Below are 14,951 nucleotides of genomic sequence, written 5' to 3' on the forward strand. Positions count from 1 at the left end.
CAAGGTGTTCTGCGAGAGGGGCTTGCTACGTGACCGACCCAGAATCCGTCAGCGCCAAGGTGCGGGCCCTCGTCGGGCAGCCGACCGGCGGCACCGGGAAGCCCTCGGTGGCGCCGGACCCGGTGAACCAGCCGATGATCCGGCACTGGGCGTACGCGATGGCCGACATGAACCCGGTGTACCTCGACCCGGAGTTCGCGGCCTCGTCCCGGTTCGGCGGCATCGTGTCGCCACCGGTGATGCTGCAGACGTGGACGATGCCATCGCCGATACTGGAGGGAATCGGCGAACGGGGCGGGGCGCCGATCGAGATCAAAAGCAACCCAACGGAATTCCTCGACGAGGCCGGCTACACCAGCACGGTGGCGACCAATTCGGAGTTCGAGATCGAACGTTACCCTCGGCTGGGCGATGTGATCAGCGCGACGACGGTCTACGAATCGGTCTCCGACGAGAAGAAGACGGCGCTGGGCACCGGTTTCTTCCTGACGTGGCTGACCACCTACACCGACCAGAACGGCGAAGTGTTGGGGCGGCAGCGATTCCGGGTGCTGCGATTCAGGCCGGCGAACTGATGGCGGCCCGTCTGGCGCCGGCGATCACCCCGGACACCGAATTCTTCTGGAATGGATTGCGGGAGAACAAACTCCTGATTCAGCAATGCGGTGGCTGCGGGCAGCTCCGGCACCCGCCCCGGCCAATGTGCCCGCACTGCCGTTCTCTCGAGTGGGACACGATCGAGGCTTCCGGCCTCGGCACGGTGTACAGCTACGTGATGCCACACGAACCCAAGTTTCCGTTCTTCGAGTATCCCTACGTCGTCGCGCTGGTGGAACTCGAGGAAGGGGTGCGGCTGGTGTCCAACCTGACCGGCATCGATCCCCCCGACGTGACAACCGGATTGGCGGTACAGGTCTACTACCAGACGTTCGACGACGGCCTCGTGTTGCATCAATTCCGGCCCCGCGGTCGGTCAGCGCGCCTTGACGCAATCGATTCGGAAGGACAGGCATGACGACCACCGCGAACCGCACTTTGCAGTGGCGGGACATTTCGGTCGGTGACGAGGTCACGCCCCTGGAAATCCCGATCACCACAACGATGATCGTTGCCGGCGCGATCGCCACCCGTGACTTCATGCCCGTGCATCACGACCGTGACTACGCCAAGCAGCAGGGTTCGCCGAACTTGTTCATGAACATCCTGACCACCAACGGCTATTGCGTACGCTTCCTCACCGATTGGGCGGGGCCCGAGGCGATGGTCAAGAACCTGTCGATCCGCCTGGGCGTGCCGTGCTTTCCGGACGATCCGCTGCGGTTCACCGGCAGCGTCACCGGAAAGCGTGAAGGCTCGGGGGGCGAGAACTTCGTCGAGGTGACCTTCGCGGGGGCCAACAGCCTGGGCGACCACGTCTCCGGCACCGCGGTGCTCAGCCTTCTCGACGGGCCGGGCGCATGAGCCGGTTGCCGGGCGCGGCGGCCATCGTCGGGATCGGTCAGACGGAGTTCTCCAAGGAATCCGGGCGCAGCGAACTCCAATTGGCGTGCGAGGCGGTCAGCGCCGCACTGGACGACGCCGGCCTCACCCCCGGCGACGTCGACGGCATGGTCACGTTCACCATGGATTCCAGCGACGAGATCGACATCGCCCGCAACGTGGGCATCGGCGATCTGAGCTTCTTCTCCCGCGTGCACCACGGCGGGGGCGCCGCCGCCGGCACGGTGGTGCACGCGGCGATGGCGGTCGCCACGGGCGTCGCCGATGTGGTGGTGTGCTGGCGCGCCTTCAACGAACGTTCCGGGTTCCGGTTCGGCGGCAGTGGGCGCAGCATGGCCGAAACCCCGTTGTTCATGGCGCATTACGCGCCGTTCGGGCTGCTCACTCCCGCGGCCTGGGTCGCGATGCACGCCCAGCGGTACATGTCGACGTACGGCGTCACCAACGAGGACTTCGGCCGGATCGCCGTCGTCGACCGAAAGCATGCGGCGACAAACCCCGACGCCTGGTTCTACGAGCGTCCGATCACGTTGGAAGATCATCAGAATTCGCGCTGGATCGTCGAACCTGTGCTGCGGTTGCTGGACTGCTGCCAGGAGAGCGACGGCGGTGTCGCGCTCGTCGTCACCAGCGCCGAACGCGCCCGCGACCTGCGGCAGCCCCCTGCCATCATCACCGCGGCCGCGCAGGGCGCGGCCTACAACGGCGAGATGATGACGAGCTACTACCGCGACGACATCACCGGTCTGCCCGAGATGGGGGTGGTGGCCCGTCAGCTGTGGCGCGATTCGGGTCTCAAGCCGCAAGACATCCAAACCGCCTTCATCTACGACCATTTCACGCCGTTCGTGTTCACCCAGCTCGAGGAACTGGGCTTCTGCGGGCGCGGCGAGGCCAAGGACTTCGCCACCGTCGAGCGGCTGTCGTTGGGCGGCGATCTTCCGATCAACACCAACGGCGGCCTGTTGGGTGAGGCGTACATCCACGGGATGAACGGCATCACCGAGGGGGTGCGCCAGGTCCGCGGCACCTCGCACAACCAGGTCGACAACGTCGAGCACGTTCTGGTCACCTCCGGAACCGGCGTGCCCACCAGTGGGCTGATCCTCGCGCCGGCGGGTTGAGGGGGCGTTGGTCTTGTGACGACTCAACCGGCCCAGGCCGCAGACACCCGCGAGCTCATCGTCGAATCGGCGTTCACGTGTTTCGGCAAGCAGGGATTGGACAAGGCGACGATCGTCGACATCGCCAAGCAAGCGAGGGTATCCCGCAGCACCATCTATGAATACTTCAGCGACAAGGCCGCGATTGTCGAGGCGTGCGCCGAGCACGCGTCGCAGCAGTTCTACCGCGAGATGACCAAGGCGATGAGCCGCGGCAGCACGCTGGAGGACAAGCTCAGTCGCGCAGCGGTATTCGTCACCCAGGCGCGGCGGACCATTGCCTTCGAGAAGTATTTTGACGAGGATGCGATCAGTCTGTTGTTGACCAAGGACGCCCGCGTGCTGCTGCGCGAATGCGTCGAGTTCTTCGCCCCGTAACTGTCGGCCGCCAGGCTCACGGGTGAGGTGCGCAAGGATCTCGATGTCGAGGCGGCCGGCGAGTGGTTCGCTCGGATCCTGTTCTCGCTCTTCAGCACTCCGTCGTCGACCCTGGACATGGACGATCCCGATGTGGCGGCGGAGTTCGTGCGCGCCCACGTGGTGCGCGGCTTCGCCAGCGACCGGCCGCGGCCCCGCCGCGCTCAGTGACAGGGCTTTGCGTGTGAATCCTGGGCTTTGCGTGTGAATCGTCGGCTTTGCGTGTGGATCCTCGGCGGGGATCATCGGCGTGTCGCCGCCGTACGCTCACACTCGAAGCCGTGAGCGCACACTCAACGCGACCGGCTCAGCGCCCGACCAAAGCCCGCAAGAAGAACGTCAGGTTGGCGGGCCGCTCGGCCAGTCGCCGCATGAAGTACCCGTACCACTGCGTGCCGAACGGCAGATACACGCGCACGTGGTTACCGGCCCCGGTGAGGCGGCGCTGCTCGTCGTCGCGGATGCCGTACAGCATCTGGTATTCGAATTCGCCGGCGCCACGGCCCGATTCGCGGGCAATGGCGCTGGCCGCGTTGATCACAGCGGGGTCGTGGGAGGCCACCATCGGGTAGCCAGTCCCGGTCATCAGCACCCGCAGGCAGGCCAGGTACGCCTCCGTCACCTCGGCCCGCCCGCGATACGCCACCGACGCGGGCTCGTCGTAGGCGCCCTTGCACAGCCGGACCCGGGCCCCGGACGCCGCGAACTCCTCGCAGTCGCCCGGCGTGCGCCGCAGATATGCCTGCAAAGCCACGCCCAGCCAAGGGAACTCGGCCCGCAGATCGCGCGCGATGGACAGCGTCGACTCGGTGGTGGTGTGGTTCTCCGCGTCCACCGTCACCCACACGCCCGCGCGCCCGGCCGCATCGCAGATCGACCACGCGTTCTCCCGCGCGATCTTGTGCCCGTCGCGCCCCAGCGTCTGCCCCAGCGCGGACAACTTTATCGAGACCTCCAGCGGCCGCACCACGCCGCCCCCGGCATCGAGGCGCCCCAGACCGTCGATCAGCTCCAGGTAGACCTGCACCGCCGCGTCGGCGTCGTCGGCGCTCAGAACGTCCTCGCCCAGATAGTCGACACTGACGAGCCGGCCCGACGAGCGCAGCGCCGCAACGCCATTCAGCGCGGATCCGATCGTCTCCCCGGGGACGAAGCGGCGCACCACGCGACGGGTGACCGGCAACCGCTGGGCGGCGCGGCGCACCACGTCGCCTCGTGCCGCCGCCAGGATCGCCGGGCGCAGGGTGCTCGCGAAGACTCCGGGCATCACTCGGCGCCCATGTGCGGGTAGGTGTGCCGGGTGGCCGGGACGAACGTCTCCTTGATGGTGCGGGCCGACGTCCAGCGCAACAGGTTCAGCATCGATCCGGCCTTGTCGTTGGTGCCCGAGCCGCGCGAGCCCCCGAACGGCTGGCGCCCGACGACCGCGCCCGTCGGCTTGTCGTTGATGTAGAAGTTGCCGGCGGCAAACCGCAGCCGGTGCTGGGCCGTCAGCACGGCGTCCCGGTCATCGGCGATCACCGCGCCGGTCAGCGCGTACCGGGAACCGCGGTCGACGACGTCGAGGATCCTGTCGTAATCGTCGTCGGGATAGACGTGCACCGACAGCAGCGGCCCGAAGTATTCGGTGGAAAACGACTCATCGGTCGGATCATCGGACAGCAGGACGGTAGGGCGTACGAAATAGCCTTCGCGGTCGTCATATTCGCCGCCGACGGCGATGGTCACGTGTGGCGCGCCCTTCGCCCGCTCGATGGCGTCGACGTTCTTGATGAAGGCGCGCCGGTCGATCAGCGCGCCGCCGAAGTTGGCGAGATCGGTGACGTCGCCGTAGCGCAGCGCGGCCGTCTCCCCCAAAAAGTCGTCACCCATGCGGCGCCACACCGACTGCGGGATGAAGGCCCGCGATGCCGCCGAGCATTTCTGCCCCTGGTAGTCGAAGGCCCCGCGAATCAGGGCCGTGCACAACACATCCGGGCGCGCGGACGCGTGCGCGACCACGAAGTCCTTGCCGCCGGTCTCGCCGACCAGGCGCGGATAGCTGTGGTAGTGACCGATATTCGTGCCGACCTGATACCACAGCCGCTGGAAGGTGGCCGTCGAACCGGTGAAGTGAATGCCGGCCAGCCGCCGATCGGCCAGCGCCACATCGGAAACCGCGAAGCCGTCGCCGGCCACCAGATTGATCACCCCGGGCGGCAGGCCGGCGGCCTCGAGCAGCTGCATGGTCAGATAGGCCGACAACGTCTGGGTGATCGAGGGTTTCCAGATCACGGTGTTACCCATCAGCGCCGGGGCGGTCGGCAGGTTGCCGGCGATGGAGGTGAAGTTGAACGGCGTGATCGCGTACACGAAGCCGTCGAGCGGGCGGTACTCGCTGCGGTTCCACTCCCCCGGCCCGCTGATCGGTTGCTGCGCCAGAATCTGTTGCGCGAACGCCACGTTAAAGCGCCAGAAGTCGATCTGCTCGCACGGCGAGTCGATCTCGGCCTGATAGGCGGACTTGGATTGGCCGAGCATCGTCGCGGCGGCGATTTTCTCCCGCCACGGCCCGGCCAGCAGGTCGGCGGCGCGCAGGAACACCGCCGCCCGCTCGTCGAACGGCATTGCCGCCCAGCCGCTTTTGGCGGCCATCGCGGCGTCGATCGCCGCCGTCGCGTCGGCGTGCACGGCGTTGGTCAGGGTGCCCAGCTTCGCGGCGTGCCGGTGCGGCTGGACGACATCGATGCGCTCACCCTCGCCCATCCGGTGATCGCCGCCGATGACGTGCGGCAGGTCGATCGGATGCTCGGCGAGCGCGGTCAGTTCGGCGCGCAGCCGGGTGCGTTCCGGGGAACGCGGCGCGTAGTCGTGGACCGGCTCGTTGGCCGGCATCGGGACCTGAGTGACGGCGTCCATGACGCCAGGATCCTCGCGGCGATCGCGCACGGAGTTAGCTGATCGGACAATACCCGACTGGATTCATAGTAGAATCGGACAACATGGCCGGTGTGGGGCTGGGTCAGCTGTTGCTCGCGCTGGACGCGACCCTGGTCAGCCTCGCCGATGCCCCCCGTGGCCTGGACCTGCCGGTGGGTTCGGCCGCGCTGATCGACTCCGACGACGTGCGCCTGGGTCTCGCGGCCGCGGCGGGCGCCGCCGACGTCTTCTTCCTGTTGGGGGTCGCCGACGACGAGGCGATGCGTTGGATGGGCAGGCAGGCGCGCGAGCGCGTGCCGGTGGCCATCTTCGTCAAAGAGCCCTCCCCCGCGCTGGTGAGCACGGCCGTCGCGGCGGGCGCGGCGGTGGTGGCCGTCGACCCGCGCGCCCGGTGGGAACGCCTCTACCAATTGGTCAATCACGTCCTCGAGCATCACGGCGACCGCGCCGACGCGATGGACGACTCGGGCACCGACTTGTTCGGGCTGGCGCAGTCGCTTGCCGACCGCATCCACGGCATGGTCAGCATCGAGGACGCGCAATCCCATGTCTTGGCCTACTCGGCGTCCAACGACGAAGCCGACGAGTTGCGGCGCCTTTCCATCCTGGGCAGGGCCGGCCCGCCCGAACATCTGGAGTGGATCGGCCAATGGGGCATCTTCGATGCCCTGCGATCGGGCACCGAGGTGGTGCGCGTCGACGAGCGGCCCGAGCTGGGCCTGCGCCCGCGGCTGGCCATCGGGATCCACCAGCCCGCGACCGACGCGCGGCGCCCGCGCGAATTCGCCGGAACCATCTGGGTGCAGCAGGGCTCACCACCGCTGGCCGACGACGCCGAGGAGATGTTGCGCGGCGCCGCCGTGCTGGCCGCCCGCATCATGTGGCGGCTGGCGGCCCGGCCCTCCACCCACGCCCGGCGGGTCCAGCAATTGCTGGGCCTGGCCGACGAACCCGTCGACGCCGCGATCATCGCCGGCGAACTCGGACTGGCCGCCGACACCACCGCAGCCCTGATCGGGTGGGACGCCGCCGACGCTTCGGCCGGCCAGGCCCGGCTCGCCGACATAATTGCGCTGAGCGCCAGCGCATTCCGCCGCGACGCCCAGGTGGCCTCGAACGGTTCACGAACGTACGTGCTGCTTCCCGTGGCCCGGACCCAGACGCAGCATCGGTCGGTCATCTCCTGGGTGCGGGGCACCATCGGCGCCATGCGCGCCGAGCTCGGGGTGCAGCTGCGGGCGGCCATCGCGGCTCCGGTCGCGGGCCTGGCCGGGGCCGCCGCGGCGCGCGTCGAGGTGGATCGCGTGCTGGACAGCGCTGAGCGCCATCCCATTTCGTTCGGGCAGGTGACTTCGCTGGCCGAAGCGCGCACCACCGTCCTGGTCGACGAGATCGTGACCCTGGTCGGCAGCGACGAGCGCCTGATCGATCCGCGGATCGTGCAGCTGGGCGAAGACGATCCGGTGCTCGCGGAAACGCTGCGGACCTACCTGGACGCCTTCGGCGACATCGCCGCGGCCGCACAGGCATTGCGGGTGCATCCGAATACGGTTCGCTACCGCGCGCGGCGAATCGAGAAGCTGCTGTCGACCTCGCTGGCCGACCCCGAGGTCCGGCTGCTGTTCTCGCTGGGACTGCGGATCCTGGAACGGCGCCGACACACGGGCACGCCGGTCCGCGCCGACCGCCTTGGGACGATTTGACGACATTTGCTCGGAGGGGATGCAAGAATGTCACCCCGTAAGGTGATGACGACGCAGGAAGCCGGTGCGAATCCGGCGCGGTCCCGCCACTGTCATCGGGGAGCGAACCTCAACGGCCACGGCTGAAAAGCTGGAAGGCGAGGCGAGCGGCGATCCGAGAGCCAGGACACTCGCGTCATCGCGTACTGCGACCCGGGGCGGGTGTACCCCGAGAGAGCTGTCAACGTCCATGTTTCGTCCGGCATGGGTGGCCTTCAATGCCGCCGCCACAGCGGCGCGGTGCCGCCGCGCCCACTCCCGTCACACCGATCCGCGCGGCGGCGAGCGATGACCGCCCCGATCTGGATGGCCTCCCCTCCCGAGGTGCATTCGACGCTGCTCAGCAGCGGACCGGGGCCGGGCCCGCTGCTGGCGTCCGCGGCGACCTGGAGCTCGCTGAGCGTGGAATATGCCGAAACGGCCGACGAGCTGACCGCGCTGCTGGACGCCGTGCAGGCCGGCAGCTGGGACGGTCCGAGCGCCGCGGAGTACGCGGCCGCGCACGCGCCGTATCTCGCCTGGCTGGCGCAGGCCAGCGCCGACAGCGCGACCATGGCCGCCCAGCAGGACCTCGCCGCCACCGCCTACACCGTGGCCCTCGCGGCCATGCCGACGATGCCCGAGCTGGCCGCCAATCACGCCGCCCACGCCGTCTTGACGGCGACGAATTTCTTTGGCATCAACACGATTCCGATCGCGGTGAACGAAGCCGACTACGCGCGGATGTGGGTTCAGGCGGCCACGGTGATGAGCACCTACGAGGGCGTGGCGACCGCCGCGGTGGCCACCGCGCCGCCGGCCGAGCCGGCTCCCGAGGTCATGAAGGCCACCGCGCTGGCCGCCACGGCGGAGCAGTCGTCGTCGTATCCCCCCGACACGCAGGACCAGTGGATGGACTGGCTGGAGAAGACCGGGTTCGTCGACTTCTACAACCGGTTCATCCAGCCGTTGATCGACCAGCTGATGAACAATCCGTTCTTCCAGTCCATGTTCTCCGGTTTCGACCCGTGGCTGCCTTCACTGGGCAACCCGTTGAGCTTTTTGAACCCGTTCAACATCGCGTTCGCGCTGGGCTACCCGATGGACTTCGGTTCGTACTTCGCCTATCTCGGGCAGATGTTCAGCTTCGTCGCGGCGGACCTGGCGGCGGCATTCGCCTCGGGCAACCCCGCGACGATCGCGTGGACCATCCTGTTCACCACCATCGAAGTGATCGGCACGGTCATCACCGACACCATCGCGCTGATCAAGACGTTGCTCGAGCAGATGATCGTGCTGATTCCGCTCATCGTGCCGCTGCTGACCGTCGCCGTGGTCCCGCTGGTCGTCCCCACCCTGATCGGAGGCTTGGCGGGCCTGACGGGCCTGGCCGGGCTGCACGCCATCCCGATCGTGCCGATCATCCCGGCCCCGGCACTCGTCCCCGTGGCACTGGCACCCACCCCGCCGCCCACGCCGACCCCGGCGCCATCTCCGGCGCCCACGCCGGCCTCCACACCCGCCGCGGCTCCCGCGTCGCCCGCGCCCGGCGCCCCGCCGCCCACACCGGCGGGACCGCCGGTCGCGGCGATGCAAGGCCTGGGCTACATGGTCGGTGGCCTGGCCGCGGACGCGCGCCGGGCCGCGAGCACCAGCGCCCGCGCCCGAAGGGCGGCGGCGGCCGACGCCGCCGAGGCCGAAGCCGTGGCCCTGCCGGAGGAAGACGCGACGAAGAAGCGCCGGCAACGGGTCAAGGTCTCCCAGCTCGGCCGGGGCTACGAATACATGGATCTCGAGCCCGAGCCGGCGACGACGGCCTCGGACCGGCCCGCGCCGACGATGGGGTTCGCCGGAACCGTCCCCACGAAGACCGCCGCCGCACCGGCGGGATTGAGCGCACTCGTCGTCGACGAGTTCGACGACGGCCCCCGCACGCCGATGATGCCGGGAACCTGGGACACTGGCGCGACGGGTTCTAAAACGTAAGGCGCATAGGCCGTTTGGCCCGCCACGGTTTCTCGCACCCCGGGCCTCGCACGACCGTCATACGCGAAAGGGCCGAGGCGGTAACCTGGCCCGCATGCAACATACGTCCGTCGTCTCCCTGTTGCGGGAACGCGCCGGTCTGCAGCCCGACGAGTTAGCCTTTCTCTATACCGATTACGAGCAGGACTGGGCGGGCGTCACCGAATCGCTGACGTGGGCGCAGCTGTATCGGCGGACCCTGCACGTTGCGCACGAGGTCACGCGGACCGCCAGCAGCGGGGAGCGGGCCGTGATCCTTGCCCCCCAAGGCCTCCCCTACATCGTGGCGTTCCTCGGCGCGATACAGGCCGGGCTGATCGCGGTACCGCTGATGGTTCCGCAGCCGGGCACGCACGACGAGCGGGTCAGTGCCGTCCTGGCCGACACCGGGCCGGCCGTCGTTCTCACCACCTCCACGGCCGCCGCGGCCGTGGACGAATATCTGCAGCGGGCGCACGGTGCGACCCCGGCCGTCATCGAGGTCGACGCCCTGAGCCTCGACGATCCGAATCCGCCGGGCATCCGCGTCAGCGACGTCCCGAGCATCGCGTACCTGCAGTACACGTCGGGCTCCACCCGCCTTCCGGCCGGAGTCATGGTCTCGCACCGGAACCTGCACGTGAATTTCCAGCAGCTGATGGCCGCCTACTTCCCGGATTTCAACGGCGTGGCCCCCCGCGACAGCGTGTGCGTGTCGTGGCTGCCCTTCTACCACGACATGGGCCTGATGCAAGGCGTCATCGCTCCGATCCTCGGCGGTTACCCCGGCGTGCTGACGAGCCCGGTCGCGTTCCTGCAGCGGCCCGCACGGTGGATCCAGGCGATGGCCCAAGCCGTTCCGGTCTTCTCGGCCGCACCGAACTTCGCCTTCGAACTGGCGGCGCGCAAGTCGACGGACGCGGACCTGGCCGGGCTCGACCTGGGCAACATCATCAGCATCGTCAGCGGCGCCGAACGGATTCATCCCGCAACGCTCGACCGGTTCTGTAAACGGTTCGCCCCGTACAACTTTCGCGAAGACATGATGCAACCCTCCTACGGCCTGGCGGAGGCGACCGTCTACGTGGCCAGCCGCGCACAGGCCGGCGCCCCGAAAGTCGTTCACTTCGACCCGGAGAAGCTGGCCGAGGGCAATGCCCAGCCGTCCTCCACACGGACCGGCTCGCCGCTGCTGAGCTACGGCGTGCCACAATCACCGACGGTACGAATCGTGGACCCCGACACCGGCACGCAGTGCCCGCACGGAACGGTCGGCGAAATCTGGGTCCACGGCGACAACGTGGCCGACGGCTATTGGCAAAAGCCGGAGGAAACGCAGCGCACCTTCGGCGCCGTCCTGGCCGACCCGTCGCCGGGCACCCCCGAGGGCCCGTGGCTGCGCACCGGCGATCTCGGCTTTCTCTGCGACGGCGAGTTGTTCATCGTGGGCAGGATGAAGGATTTGCTGATCGTCTACGGGCGCAACCACTATCCGGAGGACATCGAGTCGACCGTGCAGACGATCACCGGTGGCCGCGTCGCGGCGATCTCGGTGCCGGTGGACGAGACCGAGAAATTGGTGACCATCATCGAACTGAAGAACCGCGGCGATTCCGGCGAGCACGGGCAGCGCGGACTCGACGCCCTCAAGAACGATGTGACCGCGGCGATTTCGGACTCGCACGGGCTCAACGTGGCCGACCTGGTGCTGGTGGCGCCCGGATCGATTCCCACCACGACGAGCGGCAAGATCCGGCGGGCCGCGTGCGTCGAGCGGTACCGACGGCAACAGTTCACCCGGCTGGACGCCTGACCGGTCCGGTATCTGCGATGTTGTTCACCATCGGTGTGATGGCCCTTGCCGTGAGCCTGGAGCCGTTCCGGATCGGCATGACGGTGCTGATGCTCAATCGCCCCAAACCGCTGCTGCAGTTGCTCGCATTTGTGGCCGGCGGGTTCGCGATGGGGTTGACGGTGGGTGCGACCGTCTTGTTCCTTCTGCGGCGCGTACTGCTGCGCTCGACATACTTCACCTTGCCCCGCGTGCAGATCCTCATCGGCGCACTGGCATTGGCGGCCGCCGCGGGACTGGCGGCGAAGATCGTCGCGGACCGGCGGCGGGGATCCCGCGGCGTTCCTCCCGACCGCGACCGCGGCGGGCCCGCCTGGCTGACGACTCGGCTCCGACGACTGCTCGACGGACGTTCCCTGTGGGTCGCCGCCGCCGCGGGCCTCGGCATCGCGCTGCCGTCGGTGGATTACCTAGCCGCCCTGGCGGTCATCCTGGCGTCCGGAGCGCCGGTCATGACGCAATTGGGTGCGCTGCTGATGTTCAACGTCATCGCGTTCTCACTTGTCGAGATTCCATTGGTCGCTTACCTGTTGGCGCCGACGGCGACGCGCGCGGCGATGACCGCGCTGCAGGACTGGATACGGTCGCGGCGTCGCATCGAGGTCGCCGCGCTGCTCGTCGCGGTCGGGCTCGTCCTGCTGGCGGCGGGCTTGGCCGATCTCTGACAGCGGCGGCGGCACTACCGTCGGCTCAGGGCTTCGTTTCCTCGAGGAAGCGGCCCATCACGTCCGGACCGGTGGAATGCATCGCGATCGACAGCTCCAACAGCCTGTCCTTGGCCTGCTTGGGCAGCAGCTCAATGGAGCGGGTGGTGGCGGAATCGTACTTGGATCCCGGATAGCGTTGCAGGACAATATTTTTCTGCTCTTCGGTGGTGTATATCTCCAGCAGCTTCATGCCTGCGAAAGCCTCGTTGGCCAGGTCGGCCATCCCGGCGTTCGCCAGCGCCTCCAGCCGCTCCTCGTTGATCCAGACGTTGACCTTGAAGTGTTTGTCGTCGCTGCTCACGAACCCTCCAATTGGTTGAGCGTGAAGACCGGCAGCCTGTCCCGCAAGTACTCCTCGGTGACGAACGGCGAACCCTGACCGTGCTTTGCGGCGCACTCCATCACGACCTCGAACACCTCGTGGCGCATCACCTTCTGCGTCGGCTTGACTTCGTCGGTCAGGATGCTTCGGATCAGGCTGCCGCTGAAGCTTTGCGCTCGTGAATCATGGCCGCACAGGGCGGAGTTGGTGACCTCCAGGCACACCGGGCAATACCAGTTCTCCCGCAGGAACACCGGCTTGATGCCCAGCTGGTCCCGGTACTGCTTGAGGATGTTCTGGGAATCGTACGGGTGGTAGAAATCGCCCACACCCGCGTGGTCTCGCCCGAACATGTGATGCGTGCAGCCCAGGTTCGTCCGCAGGATCGCGTGGAAGATGGCCTCGCGCGGCCCCGCATACCGCATGTCCCAGAGGGTGAAGGACACCATGTGCACGTTCTCGCGAAAATATCCGCTGGTGCGTAGGGCGTTCTGCGCCAACAGTATTGCCTCGTCGATGTAATCGCCCACCCGCTTCTGGCCGATGATCGCGTTCACCAGCACGCCCGTGTTCAGATTGTCGACGGGCTGATCCTCGTTCGCGGCCAGCCACGCCTGTTTCATCAACGCCTCGTGCCCGGTGTGCGGAACGTTCCTGGTCTGGTGGGCGACCACCCGCTGCCAATGCCGCTCGGCCAACGCGTCCTGGTGCTGCTTGGGGGTGAGCCAGAAGCCTGCGAAGGGCTCGTTGAAAACGGGTTCGTTGATCAGCGTGACATCCCCGCCGATGAACCGGTTTTCGTAGCCCATGGTCTTCTTCACCCCGGGGTGTCGGGGATCGGTTGTGCCGTAGGTTTTTTCGGCCATGCGCTCGAGGTCGTATTCGTAGATCTCGGTGACGTCGAAGACGGCCATGGGGGCCCCGAGATAGTCGAGAACGACGCTGGCGCCTTCCTTGATATCGAGTTCCGCGATGTCGTCGGCGGACATGTCGAAGACGATCGGAATGCTCCACAACGTTCCGTCCGGCAGCGCGAAGTTGTCCAGGGTCCCGTCGACCTCTTGGCGGCCCATGAAGCCGGTCAGTGGGGTGAAGAAACCGTAGGAAAGGCTGATGACTTCGTGCGCGGTGGCCTTCGAGATCGGCACGCGCGCCAACCCCTCGATCCGGCCGCTCGCGTCGTCCGTGGCCACCCGCTCCACGATCGGCTTCCCGTTGTGACCTGTGTAGCTCATGCCGTGACCTCGCTGCTCTCCAGGCCGTCGTGAACTCGGTGCAAGGCCCGGATGATGCCCGCCCTCTCGAGGTGGGCGATCACCTCGTCGGCCAGCGTGTCCGCGTCCTTCGTTCCGCCCTCGAGGCGCAGCTCCGGGCGCGCCGGGGCTTCGTAGGGGTCGTCGATCCCGGTGAATCCCTTGATTTCACCGGCCCGGGCCTTCTTGTAGAGACCCTTGGGATCGCGCTGTTCGCACACCTCGATCGGGGTGTCGATGAAGATCTCCTGGAAATCGCCGTCACCCAGCGTGGCCCGGATCGCGTCCCGATCACGCACGTAAGGGCTGATGAAGGCCGTCAAAGCGATGACGCCGGCCTCGCAGAAAAGCTTCGCGACCGCGCCGATGCGGCGGATGTTCTCCTCACGATCCTCGGCGGAAAATCCCAGCCCGAACCGCTTGGCGAACTCGGGCCCATGGCGTTCCTCGAGCAGCTCCGGACCGGCGTTGAGCCCGTAGCGGACGTTGTCGCCGTCCAGGAGATAGCTCCGGATGCCCCGCTCGTAGAGCTTTTGTTCGACGATGTTGGCGACCGTGCTCTTGCCGCTGCCGCTCAGCCCGGTGAACCAGATGACGCAACCCTGGTGGCCGTTGAGTTCCTCGCGCTCGCCGCGGCTGATCTTGTGTTCGTGCCAGGTGATGTTGTTCGGCATTTCTCGATCCTGTTCGCAACGAAGTCGATGCGCAGCTACGGCGCCGCCGCCACACACCTTCACCATATTGCTTATCAACCAAACCCGATCAGAACCAGCCTACAAGTAAAGATGGTCAACTTACGGAGTTTTTGGCGGCGGGGATCGCGCCCCCGCGGTCCCCGCACGGGGTTCGGCCAGCAAACGAAATCCCCAGGGGTCGAGCGACGCCGGCCGGCGCGGTCTTCGCCGTGACGCGGGAGGCGACCCGTGTTTGCTATAACACCGGCCCGGGACGCAATTAACTGACGAGCGCGTCGACACTCGGCCCGCTGGTGACCCCGGCTGTCGATCGCTTGTGCGTCAACCGCTTCTGGCCGTCGAATGCGGGTCGTTGGGTTTTACTCAAGCAGAGAAAAATTTGCTTTCGCGCCGCCCCC

13 protein-coding genes, 1 pseudogene and 1 riboswitch are annotated in these 14,951 nt (G+C 67.4%); of the genes and pseudogenes, 9 read left to right on the forward strand and 5 right to left on the reverse strand.

The features are described 5' to 3' along the window. The first annotated feature begins 29 nt into the window (after positions 1-29). From QGN30_RS21610 to QGN30_RS21630, 5 genes and pseudogenes are all read left to right on the forward strand, one after another. Positions 30-575, forward strand: a complete 546-nt coding sequence (locus tag QGN30_RS21610) for an FAS1-like dehydratase domain-containing protein (protein ID WP_009957215.1) — start codon at positions 30-32, stop codon at positions 573-575. Then, positions 575-1,015, forward strand: a complete 441-nt coding sequence (locus QGN30_RS21615) for a Zn-ribbon domain-containing OB-fold protein (protein ID WP_248923554.1) — start codon at positions 575-577, stop codon at positions 1,013-1,015. Before QGN30_RS21610 ends, QGN30_RS21615 begins: the two co-directional genes overlap by 1 nt. Further along, on the forward strand, positions 1,012-1,461 hold the full coding sequence (locus tag QGN30_RS21620) for a MaoC family dehydratase (protein WP_020821903.1): 450 nt from the start codon (positions 1,012-1,014) through the stop codon (positions 1,459-1,461). Before QGN30_RS21615 ends, QGN30_RS21620 begins: the two co-directional genes overlap by 4 nt. After that, positions 1,458-2,624 carry a lipid-transfer protein gene (locus tag QGN30_RS21625; protein WP_248923553.1) on the forward strand — a complete coding sequence of 389 codons (1,167 nt, stop codon included), beginning with the start codon at positions 1,458-1,460 and terminating at the stop codon, positions 2,622-2,624. Before QGN30_RS21620 ends, QGN30_RS21625 begins: the two co-directional genes overlap by 4 nt. Positions 2,625-2,639: 15 nt before the next feature. Then, positions 2,640-3,251: pseudogene (locus QGN30_RS21630) on the forward strand (TetR/AcrR family transcriptional regulator). A 136-nt stretch (positions 3,252-3,387) separates the two neighbouring features. Here the strand turns inward: QGN30_RS21630 and QGN30_RS21635 are convergent. Both QGN30_RS21635 and pruA read right to left on the reverse strand, forming a co-directional pair. Next, entirely contained in the window at positions 3,388-4,347 is a 960-nt protein-coding gene (locus QGN30_RS21635; RefSeq protein WP_029385475.1) for a proline dehydrogenase family protein, read from the reverse strand. Further along, the gene (gene pruA, locus QGN30_RS21640; protein ID WP_008254563.1) at positions 4,347-5,978 is read right to left on the reverse strand and encodes an L-glutamate gamma-semialdehyde dehydrogenase; all 1,632 of its coding nucleotides are present in this window, start codon (positions 5,976-5,978) and stop codon (positions 4,347-4,349) included. The genes QGN30_RS21635 and pruA overlap by 1 nt, the downstream gene beginning before the upstream one ends. Positions 5,979-6,061: 83 nt before the next feature. Between pruA and QGN30_RS21645 the strand changes: the two genes are divergently transcribed. The 4 genes from QGN30_RS21645 (at position 6,062) to QGN30_RS21660 (ending at position 12,241) form a co-directional block, all read left to right on the forward strand. Beyond that, positions 6,062-7,702 (forward strand): PucR family transcriptional regulator, encoded by a 1,641-nt coding sequence (locus tag QGN30_RS21645; RefSeq protein WP_248923552.1) that lies wholly within the window; start codon positions 6,062-6,064, stop codon positions 7,700-7,702. Between the two features lie 10 nt (positions 7,703-7,712). Continuing rightward, a riboswitch (cobalamin riboswitch) is annotated at positions 7,713-7,894 on the forward strand. A 135-nt stretch (positions 7,895-8,029) separates the two neighbouring features. Continuing rightward, on the forward strand, positions 8,030-9,706 hold the full coding sequence (locus tag QGN30_RS21650) for a PPE family protein (RefSeq protein ID WP_014382002.1): 1,677 nt from the start codon (positions 8,030-8,032) through the stop codon (positions 9,704-9,706). Between the two features lie 94 nt (positions 9,707-9,800). After that, positions 9,801-11,537 carry a fatty-acid--AMP ligase FAAL21/FadD21 gene (gene fadD21, locus QGN30_RS21655; RefSeq protein ID WP_248923551.1) on the forward strand — a complete coding sequence of 579 codons (1,737 nt, stop codon included), beginning with the start codon at positions 9,801-9,803 and terminating at the stop codon, positions 11,535-11,537. 17 nt (positions 11,538-11,554) lie between these two features. Further along, positions 11,555-12,241, forward strand: coding sequence for a GAP family protein (locus QGN30_RS21660; RefSeq protein WP_248923550.1), 687 nt, complete (start codon positions 11,555-11,557; stop codon positions 12,239-12,241). 25 nt (positions 12,242-12,266) lie between these two features. Here the strand turns inward: QGN30_RS21660 and QGN30_RS21665 are convergent, their stop codons facing one another. Genes QGN30_RS21665 through cysC form a run of 3 tightly spaced genes read right to left on the reverse strand, consistent with a single transcriptional unit; the run spans position 12,267 to position 14,532 of the window. After that, positions 12,267-12,584: a DUF6955 family protein gene (locus QGN30_RS21665; RefSeq protein WP_008254554.1), complete on the reverse strand. Its 318-nt coding sequence runs from the start codon at positions 12,582-12,584 to the stop codon at positions 12,267-12,269. After that, a complete protein-coding gene (gene sat / locus QGN30_RS21670; RefSeq protein ID WP_248923549.1) occupies positions 12,581-13,840 on the reverse strand; it encodes a sulfate adenylyltransferase in 1,260 nt (419 codons plus the stop codon). Before sat ends, QGN30_RS21665 begins: the two co-directional genes overlap by 4 nt. Next, complete coding sequence (gene cysC, locus QGN30_RS21675) at positions 13,837-14,532, reverse strand: adenylyl-sulfate kinase (protein WP_009952337.1); 696 nt, start codon at positions 14,530-14,532, stop codon at positions 13,837-13,839. The genes sat and cysC overlap by 4 nt, the downstream gene beginning before the upstream one ends. Between the last annotated feature and the right edge of the window lie 419 nt (positions 14,533-14,951).

This window comes from Mycobacterium sp. 3-98, from assembly GCF_035918355.1.
Taxonomy (GTDB): domain Bacteria; phylum Actinomycetota; class Actinomycetes; order Mycobacteriales; family Mycobacteriaceae; genus Mycobacterium; species Mycobacterium intracellulare.

What these genes read in the sequence shown, in the direction of transcription:
- QGN30_RS21615 (WP_248923554.1), top strand. Translation starts at nt 575, where the DNA reads ATGGCGGCCCGTCTGGCGCCGGCGATCACCCCGGACACCGAATTCTTC.
- QGN30_RS21620 (WP_020821903.1), top strand. Translation starts at nt 1,012, where the DNA reads ATGACGACCACCGCGAACCGCACTTTGCAGTGGCGGGACATTTCGGTC.
- QGN30_RS21625 (WP_248923553.1), top strand. Translation starts at nt 1,458, where the DNA reads ATGAGCCGGTTGCCGGGCGCGGCGGCCATCGTCGGGATCGGTCAGACG.
- QGN30_RS21635 (WP_029385475.1), bottom strand. Translation starts at nt 4,347, where the DNA reads ATGCCCGGAGTCTTCGCGAGCACCCTGCGCCCGGCGATCCTGGCGGCG.
- pruA (WP_008254563.1), bottom strand. Translation starts at nt 5,978, where the DNA reads ATGGACGCCGTCACTCAGGTCCCGATGCCGGCCAACGAGCCGGTCCAC.
- QGN30_RS21645 (WP_248923552.1), top strand. Translation starts at nt 6,062, where the DNA reads ATGGCCGGTGTGGGGCTGGGTCAGCTGTTGCTCGCGCTGGACGCGACC.
- QGN30_RS21650 (WP_014382002.1), top strand. Translation starts at nt 8,030, where the DNA reads ATGACCGCCCCGATCTGGATGGCCTCCCCTCCCGAGGTGCATTCGACG.
- fadD21 (WP_248923551.1), top strand. Translation starts at nt 9,801, where the DNA reads ATGCAACATACGTCCGTCGTCTCCCTGTTGCGGGAACGCGCCGGTCTG.
- QGN30_RS21660 (WP_248923550.1), top strand. Translation starts at nt 11,555, where the DNA reads ATGTTGTTCACCATCGGTGTGATGGCCCTTGCCGTGAGCCTGGAGCCG.
- sat (WP_248923549.1), bottom strand. Translation starts at nt 13,840, where the DNA reads ATGAGCTACACAGGTCACAACGGGAAGCCGATCGTGGAGCGGGTGGCC.
- cysC (WP_009952337.1), bottom strand. Translation starts at nt 14,532, where the DNA reads ATGCCGAACAACATCACCTGGCACGAACACAAGATCAGCCGCGGCGAG.